Origin of the sequence: Cellulomonas sp. ES6, assembly GCF_030053835.1 — a bacterium.
GTDB lineage: Bacteria > Actinomycetota > Actinomycetes > Actinomycetales > Cellulomonadaceae > Cellulomonas.
On record NZ_CP125655.1, the window covers coordinates 1,866,902 to 1,884,194 of the forward strand.

Genomic DNA, 17,293 nt, shown 5'->3' on the forward strand with positions numbered 1-17,293 from the left:
GGTCCCCTCAGCTCTTCAGCAGGTTGATGTCGTCGACGGACGCCGACTTCCGCGTGCGGAAGATCGACACGATGATCGCCAGCCCGACGACCACCTCCGCGGCGGCGACGACCATGACGAAGAAGGCCATGACCTGGCCCGTCAGGTCCCCGTGCATCCGGGAGAAGGTGACCAGGGCGAGGTTCGTCGCGTTGAGCATGAGCTCGACGCCCATGAAGACGATGATCGCGTTCCGGCGCAGCAGCACCGTCGCGGCGCCGAGCGAGAACAGGATCGCGGACAGCACCAGGTAGTTCGTCAGCGTCACGGCTGCGTCTCCGTCCGGGTCGAGGCGCCGCCGAGGTCGATGTCGGTCTGCGGTCCGGTGGTCGTGCCCGGCGGTGCGGCGGGCGGGCGGGGCTCGTCGTCCGTGCTCGTCCCCAGGGCGGCCTCGACCTCGTCGGGCGTGACGGCGGTGCCGCGCTCCGCGAGGACGGCGGTGACGGCGCGCCGGTAGGTGTCGGCGCGGAACTCCGCCGTGCCGGCCTCCTGGCCGCGGATGCGCAGCACGCGCGGGACGGACTCGTCGATGGGGTTGCCCTGCGGGTCGAGCGCCGGCACGTCCATCGCGTTGTGCCGGGCGTACACGCCGGGGGCGGGCAGCGGCGTCAGGCGGGCGCCGGCCGCGACGCGCGCGGCGGCCCGCTCCGGCTGCTTCACCAGCGGCTTGAGGCGCTGCCGGTGCGTGAGCACCAGCGCGCCGAGCGCGGCCGTGACGAGCAGGGCACCGACGACCTCGAGGCCGAAGACGTGCTGCCCGAACACGATCCGCGCGACGCCCACCGGGTTGCCGTCGGCGTTCGCGGACTCCAGCCCGGCGGCGGCCGGGAACGTCGCCCGCCCGATCACCGAGACGAGCACGACCGCGAGACCGACCCCGGCGAGCCAGCCGATCCAGCGCTGGCCGCGGATGGTCTCCACCAGCGAGTCGGACGCGTCGACGCCGACGAGCATGAGGACGAACAGGAACAGCATCATGACCGCGCCGGTGTACACGACCACCTGGACGACGCCGAGGAACGGCGCCTCCTGCGCGATGTAGAGGAACGCCAGCGAGATCATGACCGTGATCACGCACAGGGCCGCGTGCACGGCCTTGCGCGCGAACAGCAGGCCGAGGGCCGCGAGCACCATGATCGGCGCCAGCACCCAGAACAGGACCGCCTCGGCGGTGCTCGGGCTCATCGGGCCTCCCCGCCCACCGGCTGGGTCGTGCCCGCCGCCCCGGCCCGGGCGCGTGCCGCCTCGAGCGTCTCGTCGTCGGGCCGGTGCTCCGCGACCCAGTCGACCTGGGCCGGCGTGGGCGCGGTGACCTCGCCGCGGTAGTACTCGGTGTCGGTCGTCCCCTCCACCATGGGGTGGGGCGCCGCGAGCATGCCGTCGACGAGCGGGCCGAGCAGGTCCTGCTTCTCGTAGATGAGGCCCTCGCGAGTCGGGCCCGCCAGCTCGAAGTCGTTGGTCATCGTGAGCGCGCGCGTCGGGCACGCCTCGATGCACAGGCCGCAGAAGATGCAGCGCAGGTAGTTGATCTGGTAGACGCGGCCGTAGCGCTCCCCGGGCGAGAACTGCTCGTCCGGGGTGTTGTCGGCGGCCTCGACGTAGATCGCGTCCGCGGGGCACGCCCACGCGCACAGCTCGCAGCCGATGCACTTCTCCAGGCCGTCCGGGTACCGGTTGAGCTGGTGCCGGCCGTGGAACCGCGGCTTCACGGGCGCCGTCTCGAACGGGTACTGCTCGGTGACGGTGCGGCTGAAGAAGTTCTTCAGCGTCACGCCGAACCCGGCGGCGGGCGCGAGGGCGTCGGCCACCGCGCTGCGCTTGGGGATCAGCGACTCGTACGGCCGCACCCGGCCCGCGGCGGCGACCTCGCCGCCGCCGTCGGCCTTCGCGACGGACTTGTCGGGCGTGTCAGCCACGCGGCACCTCCTGGGTGGGGGACTCGGGGGCGTCGCCCTCGTCGGACGCGCCGGCGGCGGGACCGCCGACCAGCGCGGGGGACGCGGGCGCCTGGGCCTGGCGACGCAGCGCGCGCGGCGAGGGCGGCAGCGTCTGGCCGGGCAGCGGCGGGACCGGGAAGCCGCCGGCGAACGCGTCGAACGGCTCGTCCGAGCGGTCCGGCTCCGGCTCCGGCTTCTTCTCCGGGATGAGGAACGACACGAGGACGATCGCGACGATCACGCCCGCGAGGACGAACATCAGGGTGTCGAGCTCGACCTCGGCGAACTGGCGGACGCCCTGGACCACCGCGACGCACACCAGCCACACCAGGGCGGCCGGGATGAGCACCTTCCAGCCGAACTTCATGAACTGGTCGTACCGGAACCGCAGCAGCGTGCCGCGGATCCACACGAACAGGAACATGAACAGCCAGACCTTGGCGACGAACCACAGCAGCGGCCACCAGCCGGTGTTGAACATGCCGTCGTTGATCGCCGACAGCGGCCACGGGGCGCGCCAGCCGCCGAAGAACAGCGTGGTCGCCACCGCGGAGACGTTGAGCATGTTGATGTACTCGGCGAGGAAGAACCACGCGAACTTCATCGAGGAGTACTCGGTGGTGTACCCGCCGACGAGCTCGCCCTCGGCCTCCGGGAGGTCGAACGGCAGGCGGTTGGTCTCGCCGACCATCGAGATCACGTAGATGACGAACGCCGGCGCCAGCGGGATGAGCCACCACAGGGTGGTCTGCGAGCCGACGATCTCCGAGGTCGACATGGACCCCGCGAGGATGAAGACGCTGACCAGCGACAGGCCCATCGCGAGCTCGTACGAGATGACCTGCGCGGTCGAGCGCACGGCACCCAGCAGCGGGTAGGTCGAGTTGGACGACCAGCCGCCGAGCACGATGCCGTACACGCCGACGGACGCGCACGCGAGGATGTACAGCACCGCGACCGGGAAGTCCGTGAGCTGCAGCGGCGTCACCACGCCGAAGATCGAGACCTCCGGGCCGAACGGGATCACCGCGTACGTCAGCAGCGAGCAGAACACCGCGATGAACGGCGCGACGATGTAGACCACCTTGTCGGCGGCCTTGACCGTCATGTCCTCCTTGAGCAGGAGCTTCATCGCGTCGGCCAGCGACTGGAACAGGCCGAACGGGCCGTGGACGTTCGGGCCGGGGCGCAGCTGCATCCGGCCGACCACGCGGCGCTCGAACCAGATGGCGATGAGCACGCTCAGCAGCAGGAACACCAGGATGCCGACCGCCTTGAGCAGCCAGACCCAGAACACGTCCTGGCTGAAGTCGGCGGCGCCGCCGTCGACGGCGGCCGCGGGCAGCGCGGCCGGCAGGCCGGTGAGCACGGGGCTGAGCACGGCGCTCATGCGGTGACCTCCTCGTCGGCGCCGGTCCCGGCGTCGGTGGTGGCGGTGGCGTCGGGGGCGGCGGCCGCGACCCGGACCAGGTCGCCCGGCAGCGCGTGGAGCGCGTCCCGGACCTGGCTGCCGGCGGACGCGGTGGGCAGCCACACGACGTGGTCGACCATGTCGGTCACCACGACGGGCAGCGTGATCGCGCCCGCGTCGGTGGACACCGTGACGCGACCGCCCGGCTCGATCCCCGCGGCGGCGGCCGTCGCGGCCGACAGCCGGGCGACCGGGCGCTTCGCGGTGCCGGCCAGGAACGGCTCGCCGTCCTGCAGCCGGCCGGCGTCCAGCAGCTGGTGCCACGTCGCGAGCACGGCGTGCCCGGGCGCGACGGCCGGCGGCTCGGCGGAGGCGGCGGCGGGCGCGGGCACCCGGGCGCCGTCCCACTCGCCGGTCAGCGCGTCCGCGTCGGCGTGCACGTCGGCGATCGTGCGCAGGCCGAGGGCGACGCCGAGCTCGTCCGCCAGCGCGTCGAGGACGCGGTGGTCGGCCATGGCGGTCGACGTCAGGGCCTGCGGGAACGGCCGCGGGCGGCCCTCCCAGCTGACGAACGTGCCGGGGCGCTCCACCGGCGGCGCGACGGGCAGCACCACGTCGGCCAGGGCGGTGACCTCGGACGCCCGGACCTCCAGCGAGACCACGAACCCCGCGGCGGCCAGCGCGGCGCGCGCCGCTGCCGGGTCCGGCAGGTCGCGCGGCTCGAGCCCGCCGACCAGCAGGCCGCCCAGCGTGCCGTCCGCCGCCGCGGCGAGGATCGCCGAGGTGTCGCGGCCCGGCTCCGCCGGCAGGTGCTCGACGTCCCAGGCCGCGGCCACGTCGACGCGGGCCGCCGCGTCGGCGACGGGGCGACCGCCCGGCAGCAGGGTCGGCAGGGCGCCGGCCTCGACGCCGCCGCGCTCGCCCGCGCGGCGCGGGATCCACGCCAGGCGCGCGCCCGTGCGCGCCGCCAGCCGCAGCGCGGCCGACAGGGCGCCCGGCACGGCGGCGAGCCGCTCGCCCACGAGCACCAGCGCGCCCTCGGCGCCGAGCGCGGCACCGGCGTCGGCCAGCTCGCCGGAGCCGATGGCGTCGAGGACCTCGGGCTCGGTGCCCGGCGCGGCCTTGATCAGCGTGCCGTCCAGGCGCTCCAGCCCGCGGCTCGCGAGCGGCGCGACGGACAGCACGCGCGTCCGGCCCGCGACCACGCCCTTGCGCAGCCGCAGGAACACGACGCCGGCCTCCTCCTCGGCCTCCAGGCCCGCCAGCAGCACGGCCGGCGCGGCCTCCAGGTCGCGGAACGTCACGCCGAGCCCGGTGCCCGCGACCGCGTGGCCGAGGAACGCGAGCTCCTCGTCCGAGTGCGGCCGGGCGCGCAGGTCGACGTCGTTGGTGCCGAGCACGACGCGGGCGAACTTGCCGTACGCGTAGGCGTCCTCGACGGTCAGGCGGCCGCCGGGCAGCACGCCCACGCCGCCGGCCGCGCGGGCCTGCTCCAGGCCGTGCGCCGCGACCTCCAGGGCCTCGGCCCAGGAGGCCGGGTGCAGCTCACCCTTCGTGCCGTCCGCCGCGACGTCCCGCACCAGCGGGGTCGTGATGCGGTCGGCCGCGGCCTGCCAGGTGAACGCGAAGCGGTCCTTGTCGGTGATCCACTCCTCGTTGACCTCCGGGTCCTCGCCCGCGAGGCGACGCAGCACGACGCCGCGCCGGTGGTCGACGCGGATCGCCGCGCCGGAGGAGTCGTGCTCCGCGACACCCGGCGTCGACACCAGGTCGAACGGGCGGGCGCGGAACCGGTACGCCGCGCCGGTCAGCGCGCCGACCGGGCAGATCTGCACGGTGTTGCCGGAGAAGTAGGACGCGAACGGCGAGCCGGACTCGTCGTCCTCGGCCGGGCCGACCGGGATGTCGGCGCCGAGGAAGACGCCGTCGGCCGGCAGCCGGTCCGCGTCCTCGATGGTCTCGCCGACGCCGCCGTCGGCGCCCGCGAAGCCCAGGACGTCCGCGTCGAAGCGGCCGATCTGCTGCATCGCGCCGCGCTTCTGCAGGTCGATGAACGGGTCGCCCGCGATCTCCCGGGAGAACCGGGTGCAGCGCTGGCACAGGATGCAGCGCTCACGGTCCAGCAGGATCTCGGTCGAGATCGCCAGCGGCTTCGGGAACGTCCGCTTGACGTCGACGAACCGGCTCGTGGCGCGGCCGTTCGACATCGCCTGGTTCTGCAGGGGGCACTCGCCGCCCTTGTCGCAGACCGGGCAGTCCAGCGGGTGGTTGATGAGCAGCAGCTCCATGACGCCGTGCTGCGCCTTGTCCGCCTCGGCCGACGTGCGCTGCGTGCGCACCTCCATGCCGGGGGTGGCGGTCAGGGTGCAGGAGGCCTGGGGCTTCGGCATCTTCGCGAGGTTGCCGTCGCGCCCCGGGGCCCAGACCTCGACGAGGCACTGCCGGCAGGCGCCGGCCGGCGCGAGCAGCGGGTGGTCGCAGAACCGCGGGATCTGGATCCCGAGCTCCTCGGCGGCGCGGATGACCAGGGTGCCCTTCGGCACGGTGGTCTCGATGCCGTCGATCGTGAACGTGACGCCGTCCGTGGGCGCGGGGGCGCCGGAGGGCTTGGACGCTGTGACTGTCATGCGTGGGCTCCCGCGAGCTGGCCGGTGCGGCGCGGCGTGTAGGGGAAGAGGGCCGAGCGCTCCGGCGGGAACAGCACGTCCGCCGGGGTGTGGGTGCCGGCCTCGAACTCCTCCCGGAAGTACTGGATGGCGGAGGTGATCGGGCTGGTGGCGCCGTCCCCGAGGGCGCAGAACGCCTTGCCGAGGATGTTGTCGCACAGGTCGAGCAGCAGGTCGATGTCGCCCGGGGTGCCCTGGCCGGCCTCGAGGCGCCCGAGCACCTGCGCCAGCCAGAACGTGCCCTCGCGGCACGGGGTGCACTTGCCGCAGGACTCGTGCTTGTAGAACTGCGTCCACCGGGAGACGGCCTTGACGACCGACACGGTGTCGTCGAACACCTGCAGGGCGCGGGTGCCGAGCATGGAGCCGGCGGCGCCGACCTCCTCGTAGGTGAGCGGCACGTCGAGGTGCTCGGCCGTGAAGATCGGCGTGGAGGACCCGCCCGGGGTCCAGAACTTCAGCTCGTGGCCCTCACGGACCCCGCCGGCCATCTCCAGCAGCTCCCGCATCGTGATGCCGAGCGGGGCCTCGTACTGGCCGGGGCGCTGCACGTGGCCGGACAGCGAGAACAGGCCGTGGCCCGGCGACCGGTCGGTGCCCATGCGGCGGAACCAGTCCGAGCCGCCGAGCACGATGCCGGGGACGGACGCGATCGACTCGACGTTGTTGACGACGGTCGGCCGCGCGTACAGGCCGGCGACGGCGGGGAACGGCGGCTTCAGGCGCGGCTGGCCGCGGCGCCCCTCGAGCGAGTCGAGCAGCGCCGTCTCCTCGCCGCAGATGTACGCGCCGGCACCGGCGTGCACGGTGACCTCCAGGTCGTACCCGCTGCCCAGGATGTTCTTCCCGAGGTAGCCCTTGGCGTACGCCTCCTCGACGGCCTTGAGCAGCCGGCGGTAGACGTGCACGACCTCGCCGCGCAGGTAGATGAACGCGTGGTGGCAGCCGATGGCGTACGACGTGATCGCGACGCCCTCCACCAGCACCTGCGGGTCCGCGAGCATGAGCGGGATGTCCTTGCAGGTGCCCGGCTCGGACTCGTCGGCGTTGACCACGAGGTAGCGCGGGCCGCCGTCGGGCGCGGGCAGGAAGCCCCACTTCATGCCCGTCGGGAAGCCGGCGCCGCCGCGGCCGCGCAGGCCGGAGTCCTTGACCACGGTCACCACGTCGGCGGCGTCCATGGACAGCGCCTTGCGCAGGCCCCGGTAGCCGCCCTTCGACTCGTACGTGCCGAGCGTCCACGGGCGGTCGGCGTCCCAGCGCTCGGAGAGCACCGGGGTCAGCGTCGTCTCGGCCATCACGACTCCTTCGCGGGGGTGTCGGTGGAGGGCGTGTCGCCCGCGGGCTCGCTGGTGTCGTCGGCCCGGTGCTCGGCCTTCTCCTGCTCCGCGGTGCGTTCCGGCGCGCCGGCCGCGGGCCGGTCGACGCTGGACTGCGTGCCGCCGGGCTGCGGGGCGGAGCCGGCCGCGGGGGCCTGCGTGGCGGGGGCGGCGGGCTCGGCCGCCGCCCCGTCGGAGCCGTCGAGCGCCGGGGCGCTCCAGCCCTTCTCGCGCGCCAGCTCCAGGCCCCGCAGGGTGGCGGGTCCGGCCGCGACGCCCTCGTCGGCGAGCCCGTCGGAGAACCCGGCGAGCACCCGCGAGACCTGCTTGAACGTCTGCACCCGGGAGGGGCCGCGGGTCGGGGCCACGGGCTCCCCCGCGATGAGCTTCCCGACGACCTCCGCCGCGGACTCCGGCGTCTGGTTGTCGAAGAACTCCCAGTTGATCATCATGACCGGCGCGAAGTCGCAGGCCGCGTTGCACTCGATGCGCTCGAGCGTGATCTTGCCGTCGGCCGTCGTCTCGTCGTTCCCCACGCCGAGGCGCTCGGTGAGGTCCTCCCAGATCGCGTCGCCGCCCATGATCGCGCAGAGCGTGTTGGTGCAGACGCCCACCGTGTACTCGCCGTTGGGGCGGCGCTTGTACTGCGTGTAGAACGTCGCGACCGCCGAGACCTGCGCGGTCGACAGGTCCAACGTCTGCGCGCAGAACGCGACGCCCGCCGGGCTGACGTAGCCGTCCTCGCTCTGCACCAGGTGCAGCAGCGGCAGCAGGGCCGACCGGCTGTCGGGGTAGCGCGCGACGACCTGCGCGGCGTCGGCGGCGAGCCGGGCGCGCGTCTCCTCGTCGTACGCCGCGCGGGGACGGCCGCTGCCGGGCACGCGCGGGTGGTCGATCGTGGTCATCAGCGGTCCACCCCTCCGAGCACCGGGTCGATGGAGGCGACCGAGCAGACGACGTCCGCCACCTGGCCGCCCTCGCACAGCACCGAGACGGCCTGCAGGTTGTTGAACGACGGGTCGCGGAAGTGCGCCCGGTACGGCTTGGTGCCCCCGTCGGAGACGAGGTGCACGCCGAGCTCGCCGCGGGGGTGCTCGACGGTCTGCCACGCCTGCCCCGCCGGGACCCGGAAGCCCTCGGTCACGAGCTTGAAGTGGTGGATCAGGGCCTCCATCGAGGTGCCCATGATCTCGCGGATGTGGTCGAGCGAGTTGCCCATGCCGTCCGAGCCGATGGCGAGCTGCGCCGGCCACGCGATCTTCTTGTCGCCGACCATGACCGGGGCCCCGCCGCGCTGGCCGCCGGCCTGCAGGCGCTCGAGCACCTGGTCGATGATCCGCATCGACTGGTAGCACTCCTCGATGCGCAGGACCATGCGGTCCCAGCAGTCCGAGCCCTCGGCGACCGGGACGTCGAAGTCGTAGGTCTCGTAGCCGCAGTACGGCGCGGCCTTGCGCACGTCGTACGGCAGGCCGGTCGACCGGAGCATCGGGCCGGTGATGCCCAGCGCCATGCAGCCCGCGAGGTTCAGCACCCCCACGTTCTGCAGCCGCCCCTTGAGGATCGGCTGGCCGAGCATGAGGTCCTCGAGCTGCTTCATGTAGCGCCGCACGCCGACCAGCGCCTCGCGGATCGAGTCGAGCGCGCCCGGGGGGATGTCCTGCGCGACGCCGCCGGGGCGGATGTACGCGTGGTTCATGCGCAGGCCGCTGATGAGCTCGAAGATCCGCAGGATCTCCTCGCGGGCCGTGAACCCGATCGTCATGATCGTCGTCGCGCCCAGCTCGTTGCCGCCGGTCGCGAGGCACACCAGGTGCGACGAGATCCGGTTGAGCTCCATCATCAGCACCCGGATCTGGGTGGCGCGCTCCGGGACGTCGTCCGTGATGCCCAGCAGCTTCTCGACCGCCAGGCAGTACGCGGCCTCCTGGAACAGCGGGGCGACGTAGTCCATGCGGGTGCAGAACGTCACGCCCTGGGTCCAGGTGCGGAACTCCATGTTCTTCTCGATGCCGGTGTGCAGGTACCCGATGCCCGCGCGGGCCTCGGTCACCGTCTCGCCGTCGATCTCGAGCATGAGCCGGAGCACGCCGTGCGTGGACGGGTGCTGCGGGCCCATGTTGACGACGATGCGCTGCTCGCCGAGCCGGGCGGCCTCCTCGGCGATGTCGGACCAGTCGCCGCCCGTCGCCTCGAAGGTGCGCAGGCCGACGGTCTCGTCGTCGACCACGTGGCCCGTGGCGTGGACGTCCGGAGGGGTCTGGGTCGTCATGAGTACTGCCTCCGCTGGTCGGCCGGCGGGATGGTCGCGCCCTTGTACTCGACCGGGATGCCGCCGAGCGGGTAGTCCTTGCGCTGCGGGTGCCCGGGCCAGTCGTCCGGCATCTCGATCCGCGCCAGGTCGGTGCGGCCCGTGAAGACGATGCCGAAGAAGTCCCAGGTCTCCCGCTCGTGCCAGTCGTTCGCCGGGTAGACCCCGACGGTGCTGGGGATCGTGGGGTCGCCCTCGGGGGCGGCCACCTCGAGACGCAGGCGGCGGCCGTGGGTGACCGACACCAGGTGGTAGACGGCGTGCAGCTCGCGGCCCGTGTCGTGCGGGTAGTGCACGCCGCTGACGCCGAGCGAGAGCTCGAACCGCAGGTCCTGGTCGTCGCGCAGGTGCTGCGCGACCTCGACGAGGTGCTCCCGCGCGATGTTCAGCGTGAGCTCGCCGCGGTCCACGACGACGGACTCCAGCGCGGCGTCCGCCCCCGTGCCGGAGGCGTCCAGCAGCTCGCTCAGCACGTCGACGACCTCGTCGAACCAGCCGCCGTACGGCCGCTCGCTCGGGCCGGGCAGCGCCACGGTCTGCACCAGGCCGCCGAACCCGGACGTGTCGCCCGAGCCGTGCACGCCGAACATGCCCTGCCGGGTCGTGACGACCTCCAGCGGCAGCGTCCGGTCGGCGGGCACGTTCTGCGAGCCGGCCTCGAGGGCCGACTCGCTCGTCGTCTGCGCGCCGGCGTCCGCGCCGGACGCGTCACCGGCCTTCGCGGCCTCGGCGGCGTCGCGCTTCTCGTCGCTCATCGCAGCAGTCCCGTCATGTGCGAGGTGGGGGCGGCCTGGAGCGCGGCGGCCTCGACCTTGCGCGCGATCTCGGCGCGGTCCCGGCCGAGCGGCTCGTTCTTGATCTGCTCGTGCAGCTCGAGGATCGCGTTCAGCAGCATCTCCGGGCGCGGGGGGCAGCCCGGCAGGTAGATGTCGACCGGCACGATGTGGTCGACGCCCTGCACGATCGCGTAGTTGTTGAACATGCCGCCGCTGCTCGCGCAGACGCCCATGGACAGCACCCACTTGGGCTCGGCCATCTGGTCGTAGACCTGCCGCACGACCGGCGCCATCTTCTGGCTCACGCGGCCCGCGACGATCATGAGGTCGGACTGCCGCGGCGACGCCCGGAACACCTCCATGCCGAACCGGGAGATGTCGAACCGGGACCCGCCCGTCGCCATCATCTCGATCGCGCAGCACGCGAGGCCGAACGTCACCGGCCACAGCGACGCCTTGCGGACCAGGCCCGCGAGCGTCTCGACCGAGGTCAGCAGGAACCCCGAGGGGGCCTCTTCGATACCCATGTCAGTCCTCGTCCCACTCCAGGCCGCCGCGGCGCCACTCGTACAGGAACGGCACCGTGATCAGCGCCAGGAACCCCATCATCGCCACCAGCCCGAACACCGCGAGCTCGGCGAAGGACACCGCCCACGGGTACAGGAACACGACCTCGATGTCGAAGATGATGAAGGTCATCGCGACCAGGTAGTACTTCACCGGGAACCGCCCGCCGCCCACGGCGTGCGGGGTCGGCTGGATGCCGCACTCGTAGGCCTCGAGCTTCGCGCGGTTGTACCGCTTGGGGCCGATCACGGCGCTGGCGGCGAGGCCGCCGACGGCGAGGACGGCAGCCACCCCCATCATGACGAGGAGGGGGATGTACGGGTTGGTCATCGGTTTGCTCTCCCGGTGGGGGGTGGAGTGCGGGCCGGTCGTGGGACGGCGGGGACGGGCGAGGTCCCCCTCGTCAGGGTGGTGCGGTCATGCGGCCGGCGCCAGCCGTGCGAGCGCCGCGATCGTCCGGTCCGCCCAGTCGCCGCCGCGCGGCTCGTAGCAGTCGGCGAGCAGCTTGTGCGTGAGCTTCATGACGGTCGGGCGGGGCAGCCCGTACCGCGTGCACACGCGCATGACCTGGGGGTGCTCGATGAGCTTCACGAACACCCGGCCGAGCGAGTAGTAGCCGCCCAGGTCGTCCTTCATGCGCGAGCCGTAGGTGGCGAGCGCGCGCTCCCGTCCGGCGGCGGTGCCCCGCGCGGTGGCCTGGACGATCGCGTCCGCCGCGACCCGGCCGGCCTGCAGGGCGTACGCGATGCCCTCGCCGTTGAACGGGCTCACCATGCCGGCCGCGTCGCCGACCAGCATGAGGCCGCGGCCGTACAGCGGGCCGCGGTTGAACCCCATCGGCAGCGCGGCCCCGCGGACGGGGCCGAGCTGGTTCTCCGGGGTGAACTCCCACTCCGCGGGGGCGTTCGCCATCCACTTCGCGAAGAGGTCCTTGTAGTCGACCTTCGTGGCGGCGGCCGTGGAGGACACCGAGCCGAGGCCGACGTTCGCGGTGCCGTCGCCGAGCGAGAAGATCCAGCCGTAGCCGGGCATGAGGTTCGACGCGTGGGGCACGCCGTCCCAGAGCTCGAGGTGGCTCTCCATCCACGGGTCGTCGTGGCGCGGGGTGCGGAAGTACGTGCGGACGGCCACGCCCAGGGGGCGGTCGTCGCGCTTCTCCAGGCCGAGGCCGGTCGCGAGGCGGGCGGAGACGCCGTCGGCCGCGATGACCACCGGCGCGCGGTACGTGACGGGGTCGCCGGCGCGGCGGCCGTCCGCGTCGACCGGGCGCGCCTGCACGCCGACCACGCGGCCGGTGCGCTCGTCCAGCAGCGGGCCGGTGACGTTGGTGCGATCCTGCACCTTGGCGCCGGCGGCGCGGGCGTGCTCCAGCAGCAGGTGGTCCAGCGACATCCGCGAGCGCGCCAGCCCGTACGACGGGTAGGACGACAGCTCGGGCCACGGCAGCTCGACGACGTGCCCGCCGCCGAGGACGCGCAGGCCGACGTTGCGGATCCAGCCGTCCTCCTCGCGCAGCGGGACGCCCATGCGGGCGAGCTCCGCCACGGCGCGCGGGGTCAGGCCGTCGCCGCAGACCTTGTCGCGCGGGAAGGAGGCCTTGTCGAGCAGCAGCACGGACAGCCCGGCGGCGGCGCAGTGGTAGGCCGCGCTGGACCCACCGGGTCCGGCGCCGACGACGATGACGTCCGCGTCGTCGCTCTTGCCACTGTGCACAGTTCGCCCCATTTGTGAATGCCTTCACACCTGTTTCAGGCCGAGTCTAGTGATCGGACCAAGGTCCTGTCTGCGAAGGCTTGCCTCAGTAGCCTCGTCGCTCCTGACCAGGGCACCTGCGGGACTTTCGTCCCACGACTGGTCCTACCGGGGTCCCGGATTCGTCCCACGATGCAGCGCGACGATCCCGCCCGACAGGTTCCGGTACGCGACCGAGCTCCAGCCCGCCTCGTGCAGCAGCCGGGCCAGCCCGACCTGGTCCGGCCAGTCCTGGATCGACTCCGCGAGGTACGTGTACGCCGCCGACTCGCGCGCCACGACGCGCGCCACCGCCGGCAGCGCCCTGGTCAGGTACCCGTCGTACACGGCGCGGAACGGCGCCCAGGACGGCGTCGAGAACTCGCACACCACCAGGCGTCCGCCCGGCCGGGTCACCCGGCGCATCTCCCGCAGCGCGCGGACCGTGTCCACGACGTTCCGCAGCCCGAACGAGATGGTCACCGCGTCGAACACCCCGTCCGCGAAGGGCAGCGCCGTCGCGTCCCCCGCGGTGAACGGCAGGTCCGGGCGCCGCCGCTTGCCGACCGTGAGCATCCCCGTCGACAGGTCGCACGGCACGACCTTGACGCCGGCGTCCGCCAGCGGCTCGCTGGACGTGCCCGTCCCCGCCGCGAGGTCCAGCACCGTCTCCCCCGGCAGGGCGTCGAGCGCCTTGAGGGTCGCGCGGCGCCACGCGCGGTCCTGGCCCAGCGACAGCACGTCGTTGGTCAGGTCGTACCGGCGGGCGACGCCGTCGAACATGCTGGCGACGTCGCGGGGGTCCTTGTCGAGGGAGGCACGGGGCATGGGGCCATGGTGTCAGGTCCGCCGGGGGCGGGCGCGCACGCGGGGGCCGGCGCCGGCGGCGTTCGGATCCGGACGGACGGGCACGCCCGGCGCGTCGGGGTGGACGGATCCGAACGGGGCCGGGTGGGCGGGGCCGAAGACGTGGGCAGGGCGGTGGCGGTCGTACCCTGGTCGGCGATGACCAGCCCCCTCGGCGACCGCGGCACCGCCGCGTCCCCGCACCCCGAGCCGCTCGTGGTGCGCACCGTCCCGCTCGACGCCCCCGACGACCTGCTGTCCCTGCTCCCCGAGGACGCACCGCTCACGTGGGTGCGCCGCGGCGACGGCCTGGTCGGCTGGGGCGAGGCGGCGCGGGTCGAGGTCGCGGGCGCGACGCGGTTCGCCGACGCCGAGCGGGCGTGGCAGCAGGTCGTCGCGCACGCGGTGGTCCGCGACGAGGTGCGGCTGCCCGGCACCGGGCCGGTGGCGTTCGGCTCGTTCGCCTTCGACGACGCCTCCGCGGCGGGCGGCGTGCTCGTGGTGCCGGAGGTCGTCGTGGGCCGCCGCGACGGCCGCGCCTGGCTGACGGTGGTCGGCACGGCCGGCGCGCTCGGGCCCGCCCCCGACTGGACGACGGTCGCCCGGCACGTCGCCGGGCTGACGCCCGTGCGCGCCCCCGGCGAGGTGACGTACTCCTCCGGCTCCGTCCCGGCCGAGGACTGGCCGGAGGTCGTGGCTCGCGGCGTCGCCGCGATCCGCGCCGGCGAGGTCGACAAGGTGGTGCTCGCGCGCGACGAGGTGGCCACCACCACGGAGCCGCTGGACGTCCGGCACGCGCTCGGGCGCCTCGCGGAGCGCTACCCGACCTGCTGGACGTTCTCCGTCGACGGGCTGATCGGCGCGACGCCGGAGCTGCTCGTCCGGTCGGACAAGGGCCTGGTCACCTCGCGCGTGCTCGCCGGGACGATCCGGCGCACCGGCGACGACGACGCCGACCTGGCGCACGCCGCGATCCTCGCGCACTCGTCGAAGGACCTCGAGGAGCACGAGTACGCGGTGACCTCCGTGGCCCGGGCGCTCGCGCCGTTCTGCTCGTCCACCAACGTGCCCGACGCGCCGTTCGTGCTGCACCTGCCGAACGTGCTGCACCTGGCGTCCGACGTGACCGGGGTGCTCGCGGGTGCCGGCGAGGGCGGCGACGTGCCGCACCCGACCTCGCTCGCGCTCGCGGCCGCGCTGCACCCGACGGCCGCGGTGTGCGGGACGCCGACCGACGCCGCCCGGGCGCTGATCCGACGCGTCGAGGGCATGGACCGCGCGCGGTACGCCGGGCCCGTCGGCTGGGTCGGCGCGGACGGCGACGGCGAGTGGGGCATCGGGCTGCGCTCGGCCGAGCTCGACCCGGACGACCCGCACCGGCTGCGGCTGTTCGCGGGCTGCGGCATCGTCGCGGCGTCCGACCCGGCGGCGGAGCTCGCGGAGTCGCGGGCGAAGCTGGTCCCGATGCGGACGGCGCTCGCGACGGACTGACGCGCCGGCCCACGTCGCCCGGACGATCGGATCCGCACGCACCGACACGCCGCGCGCGTCCGCGCGAACGGATCCGAACGCACCGGTTCTGGTCTGCTCACGACGCCGGCACGTCCACCGCGCGACCCCGGCGGTGCGGCAGCGCACCGGACGGACGGCGGCCCCCGCCGCGCGCCGGGGGTGGGCGCTGCGACGGGGGCCGTCGGTGCGGCGGCGGGGGGCAGGACCCGCCGCCGGAGGCCCGGACGGGGCAGGGGGTCACCCGCCCGGGCGGTCGTGGGGCGCGGGGTCAGCCGCGGCCCTGCTGCTGCTGCTGGAACCACTCCCAGAGCTGCTCGGGGGTCATGTCCTCCAGGCTGCCGGGGCCCTGGCCGGGCGACTGCTGCTCACCCTGCTCGGACCCACCCTGCTCCGAACCACCCTGCTCGGAGCCGCCCTGGCCCGAGCCCTGGTCCTGCGTCGCGGTGGCCTCGAGCGTCGCGAGGGTCACGTCGACGTCCATCGACTTCCCGTCGCGCACCACCGTGAGGGTGACCTGGTCGCCGGACGCGTGCGCCCGGACGTAGCCGGTCAGCGACTCCGCCCCGCCCACGGCGCGACCGTCGATCGCCACGATGACGTCGTCGGGCTCCAGCCCGGCCTTCGCGGCCGGCGTGCCGTCGGAGACGCTCTTGACCGTCGCCCCGGCGCGCGTCACGCCGTCGGCGGTGGCCGTGCCGTCGCCCAGGGTGACGCCGAGGAACGCGTGCTCCGCGGTGCCGTCCTGGATGAGCTGGCCGGAGATCATGTCGACCACGTCGACCGGGATCGCGAAGCCCAGGCCGATCGAGCCGGACTGGCTCGACGTGGTGGCGATGGACGACGTGATGCCGATGACCCGGCCCTGCGCGTCGAACAGCGGACCGCCGGAGTTGCCGGGGTTCACGGCCGCGTCGATCTGGATCGCGTTCGTCACGACGGTGTCGGACGCCCCGGACTCGGTGGTCGACACCGGTCGGTCGAGCGCGGACACGATGCCGGTGGTCACGGTGTTGGCCAGGCCGAGCGGGTTGCCGACCGCCATGACCGGGTCGCCGACCGCGACGTCCCCGACGCTGCCGAACGTGGCGGGCGACAGGTCGTCCGGGGCGTCCCGCAGCTGCACGACGGCCAGGTCCGTGGTCGGGTCCGTGCCCACGACGTCGGCCGTGAAGATGCGGCCGTCGGTGAGGGTGACCTGCACCTCGCCGTTCTCCGCGCCGGACACGACGTGGTTGTTGGTGACGACGTGACCCTCGGAGTCCACGATCACGCCGGAGCCCTCGGCCCCGCCGTTGCTGGTGGTGACCTGGATCGCGACGACGGACGCCTGCACGGCCGACGCGACGGCCTGCCAGTCGGGGTCCTCCGTGGAGGAGCCCGAGACCGGGACGGTGTCGCTCTCGGAGCGGCCGATCGACGAGATGTCCGCGGCGCGGGAGCCGCCGCCGTCCTGGTCGTCGAACGCGCCGGTGAGCGCCGCGGTGCCGAGGCTGCCGAGCAGGGCCGCGGCCGCGGCGACGCCGACGACCGGCAGCCACAGGCGGTTGCGCGGGGACCGCGACCCGCCCTCGGGGGCTCCGGGGCCGGGGACGGCCGGGCCGCCCGGACCGGCCGGGGCCTCGCCCGCCGGGGCCGGCCGGCGGAAGGCCGCCAGCGGGTCGTGGCCCGCGGCACCCTGTCCGGCGGCGGGCTGCCCGGCGGCGGGCTGCGGTGCCGGGGCGGGCTGCTGCGCCGCGGCGTGGGCGTAGGGGCCCGGCTGCGGCGCGGGGGCCTGCGGCGCGCCGTGGTGGTACGGCGCGGGGTACGGGGGCTGCGGGGCGGCGGCCTGCGGCACCGCCTGCGTCGCCGCGGGCGTGATGCGCTGGGTCGGGGCCTCCTGCGGATGCGTCGCGGACGCGGGCGGGCCGGCCGGCGGCTGGTCCTGCGGCCCGGCGGCCGGGGTGGCCGCCAGCGGCTCGGTGGCGGCGGCGCGGTCGTGCTGCGGGAGGTGCTCGGTCGGGGCGGTGCCCTGCGGCGCGGGCACGGGCTGGGTGGGGGCGGGCGCCTGCGGCGCGGCGGCGAGCTGCTCGTCACGCTGCGGCTGCGCGGCGCCCGCGTCCGGCCGGTGTCCCTCGGGGGTGCTGGTCATGGTCGGTTCCTCCTTCTCGCCGACCATGAGACTCCTCGCCCCTGGAGCGA

15 protein-coding genes are annotated in these 17,293 nt (G+C 74.2%); 1 reads left to right on the forward strand and 14 read right to left on the reverse strand.

Annotated elements, in window-relative coordinates; genetic code table 11:
* Positions 1-7: 7 nt before the first annotated feature.
* The 13 genes from nuoK to P9841_RS08880 all read right to left on the reverse strand — a co-directional run bounded on the left by nuoK (position 8) and on the right by P9841_RS08880 (position 13,585).
* Positions 8-307, reverse strand: a complete 300-nt coding sequence (nuoK, locus tag P9841_RS08820; RefSeq protein ID WP_146833940.1) for an NADH-quinone oxidoreductase subunit NuoK — start codon at positions 305-307, stop codon at positions 8-10.
* Positions 304-1,224 carry an NADH-quinone oxidoreductase subunit J gene (locus P9841_RS08825; protein ID WP_283321652.1) on the reverse strand — a complete coding sequence of 307 codons (921 nt, stop codon included), beginning with the start codon at positions 1,222-1,224 and terminating at the stop codon, positions 304-306. Before P9841_RS08825 ends, nuoK begins: the two co-directional genes overlap by 4 nt.
* Positions 1,221-1,955, reverse strand: a complete 735-nt coding sequence (nuoI, locus tag P9841_RS08830) for an NADH-quinone oxidoreductase subunit NuoI (protein ID WP_459349130.1) — start codon at positions 1,953-1,955, stop codon at positions 1,221-1,223. The genes P9841_RS08825 and nuoI overlap by 4 nt, the downstream gene beginning before the upstream one ends.
* The gene (gene nuoH, locus P9841_RS08835; protein ID WP_283321653.1) at positions 1,948-3,366 is read right to left on the reverse strand and encodes an NADH-quinone oxidoreductase subunit NuoH; all 1,419 of its coding nucleotides are present in this window, start codon (positions 3,364-3,366) and stop codon (positions 1,948-1,950) included. The genes nuoI and nuoH overlap by 8 nt, the downstream gene beginning before the upstream one ends.
* Positions 3,363-6,014, reverse strand: a complete 2,652-nt coding sequence (locus P9841_RS08840) for an NADH-quinone oxidoreductase subunit G (protein ID WP_283321655.1) — start codon at positions 6,012-6,014, stop codon at positions 3,363-3,365. The genes nuoH and P9841_RS08840 overlap by 4 nt, the downstream gene beginning before the upstream one ends.
* Complete coding sequence (gene nuoF, locus P9841_RS08845) at positions 6,011-7,351, reverse strand: NADH-quinone oxidoreductase subunit NuoF (protein ID WP_283321656.1); 1,341 nt, start codon at positions 7,349-7,351, stop codon at positions 6,011-6,013. Before nuoF ends, P9841_RS08840 begins: the two co-directional genes overlap by 4 nt.
* Positions 7,351-8,277 carry an NADH-quinone oxidoreductase subunit NuoE gene (gene nuoE / locus P9841_RS08850; protein WP_283321657.1) on the reverse strand — a complete coding sequence of 309 codons (927 nt, stop codon included), beginning with the start codon at positions 8,275-8,277 and terminating at the stop codon, positions 7,351-7,353. Before nuoE ends, nuoF begins: the two co-directional genes overlap by 1 nt.
* On the reverse strand, positions 8,277-9,644 hold the full coding sequence (locus P9841_RS08855) for an NADH-quinone oxidoreductase subunit D (protein ID WP_222171199.1): 1,368 nt from the start codon (positions 9,642-9,644) through the stop codon (positions 8,277-8,279). The genes nuoE and P9841_RS08855 overlap by 1 nt, the downstream gene beginning before the upstream one ends.
* A complete protein-coding gene (locus tag P9841_RS08860) occupies positions 9,641-10,438 on the reverse strand; it encodes an NADH-quinone oxidoreductase subunit C (RefSeq protein WP_283321658.1) in 798 nt (265 codons plus the stop codon). The genes P9841_RS08855 and P9841_RS08860 overlap by 4 nt, the downstream gene beginning before the upstream one ends.
* Positions 10,435-10,986 carry a NuoB/complex I 20 kDa subunit family protein gene (locus P9841_RS08865; protein WP_222171197.1) on the reverse strand — a complete coding sequence of 184 codons (552 nt, stop codon included), beginning with the start codon at positions 10,984-10,986 and terminating at the stop codon, positions 10,435-10,437. The genes P9841_RS08860 and P9841_RS08865 overlap by 4 nt, the downstream gene beginning before the upstream one ends.
* 1 nt (position 10,987) lies before the next feature.
* Positions 10,988-11,356 carry an NADH-quinone oxidoreductase subunit A gene (locus tag P9841_RS08870; RefSeq protein WP_283321659.1) on the reverse strand — a complete coding sequence of 123 codons (369 nt, stop codon included), beginning with the start codon at positions 11,354-11,356 and terminating at the stop codon, positions 10,988-10,990.
* Between the two features lie 87 nt (positions 11,357-11,443).
* A complete protein-coding gene (locus P9841_RS08875; RefSeq protein WP_283321660.1) occupies positions 11,444-12,739 on the reverse strand; it encodes a geranylgeranyl reductase family protein in 1,296 nt (431 codons plus the stop codon).
* A 144-nt stretch (positions 12,740-12,883) separates the two neighbouring features.
* Positions 12,884-13,585, reverse strand: coding sequence for a demethylmenaquinone methyltransferase (locus P9841_RS08880; RefSeq protein ID WP_283321661.1), 702 nt, complete (start codon positions 13,583-13,585; stop codon positions 12,884-12,886).
* 177 nt (positions 13,586-13,762) lie between these two features.
* On the opposite strand from P9841_RS08880, the gene P9841_RS08885 reads away from it, so the two are divergent.
* Positions 13,763-15,094: an isochorismate synthase gene (locus tag P9841_RS08885; RefSeq protein WP_283321662.1), complete on the forward strand. Its 1,332-nt coding sequence runs from the start codon at positions 13,763-13,765 to the stop codon at positions 15,092-15,094.
* Between the two features lie 289 nt (positions 15,095-15,383).
* Here the strand turns inward: P9841_RS08885 and P9841_RS08890 are convergent, their stop codons facing one another.
* Positions 15,384-17,243, reverse strand: coding sequence for a S1C family serine protease (locus P9841_RS08890; protein ID WP_283321663.1), 1,860 nt, complete (start codon positions 17,241-17,243; stop codon positions 15,384-15,386).
* Between the last annotated feature and the right edge of the window lie 50 nt (positions 17,244-17,293).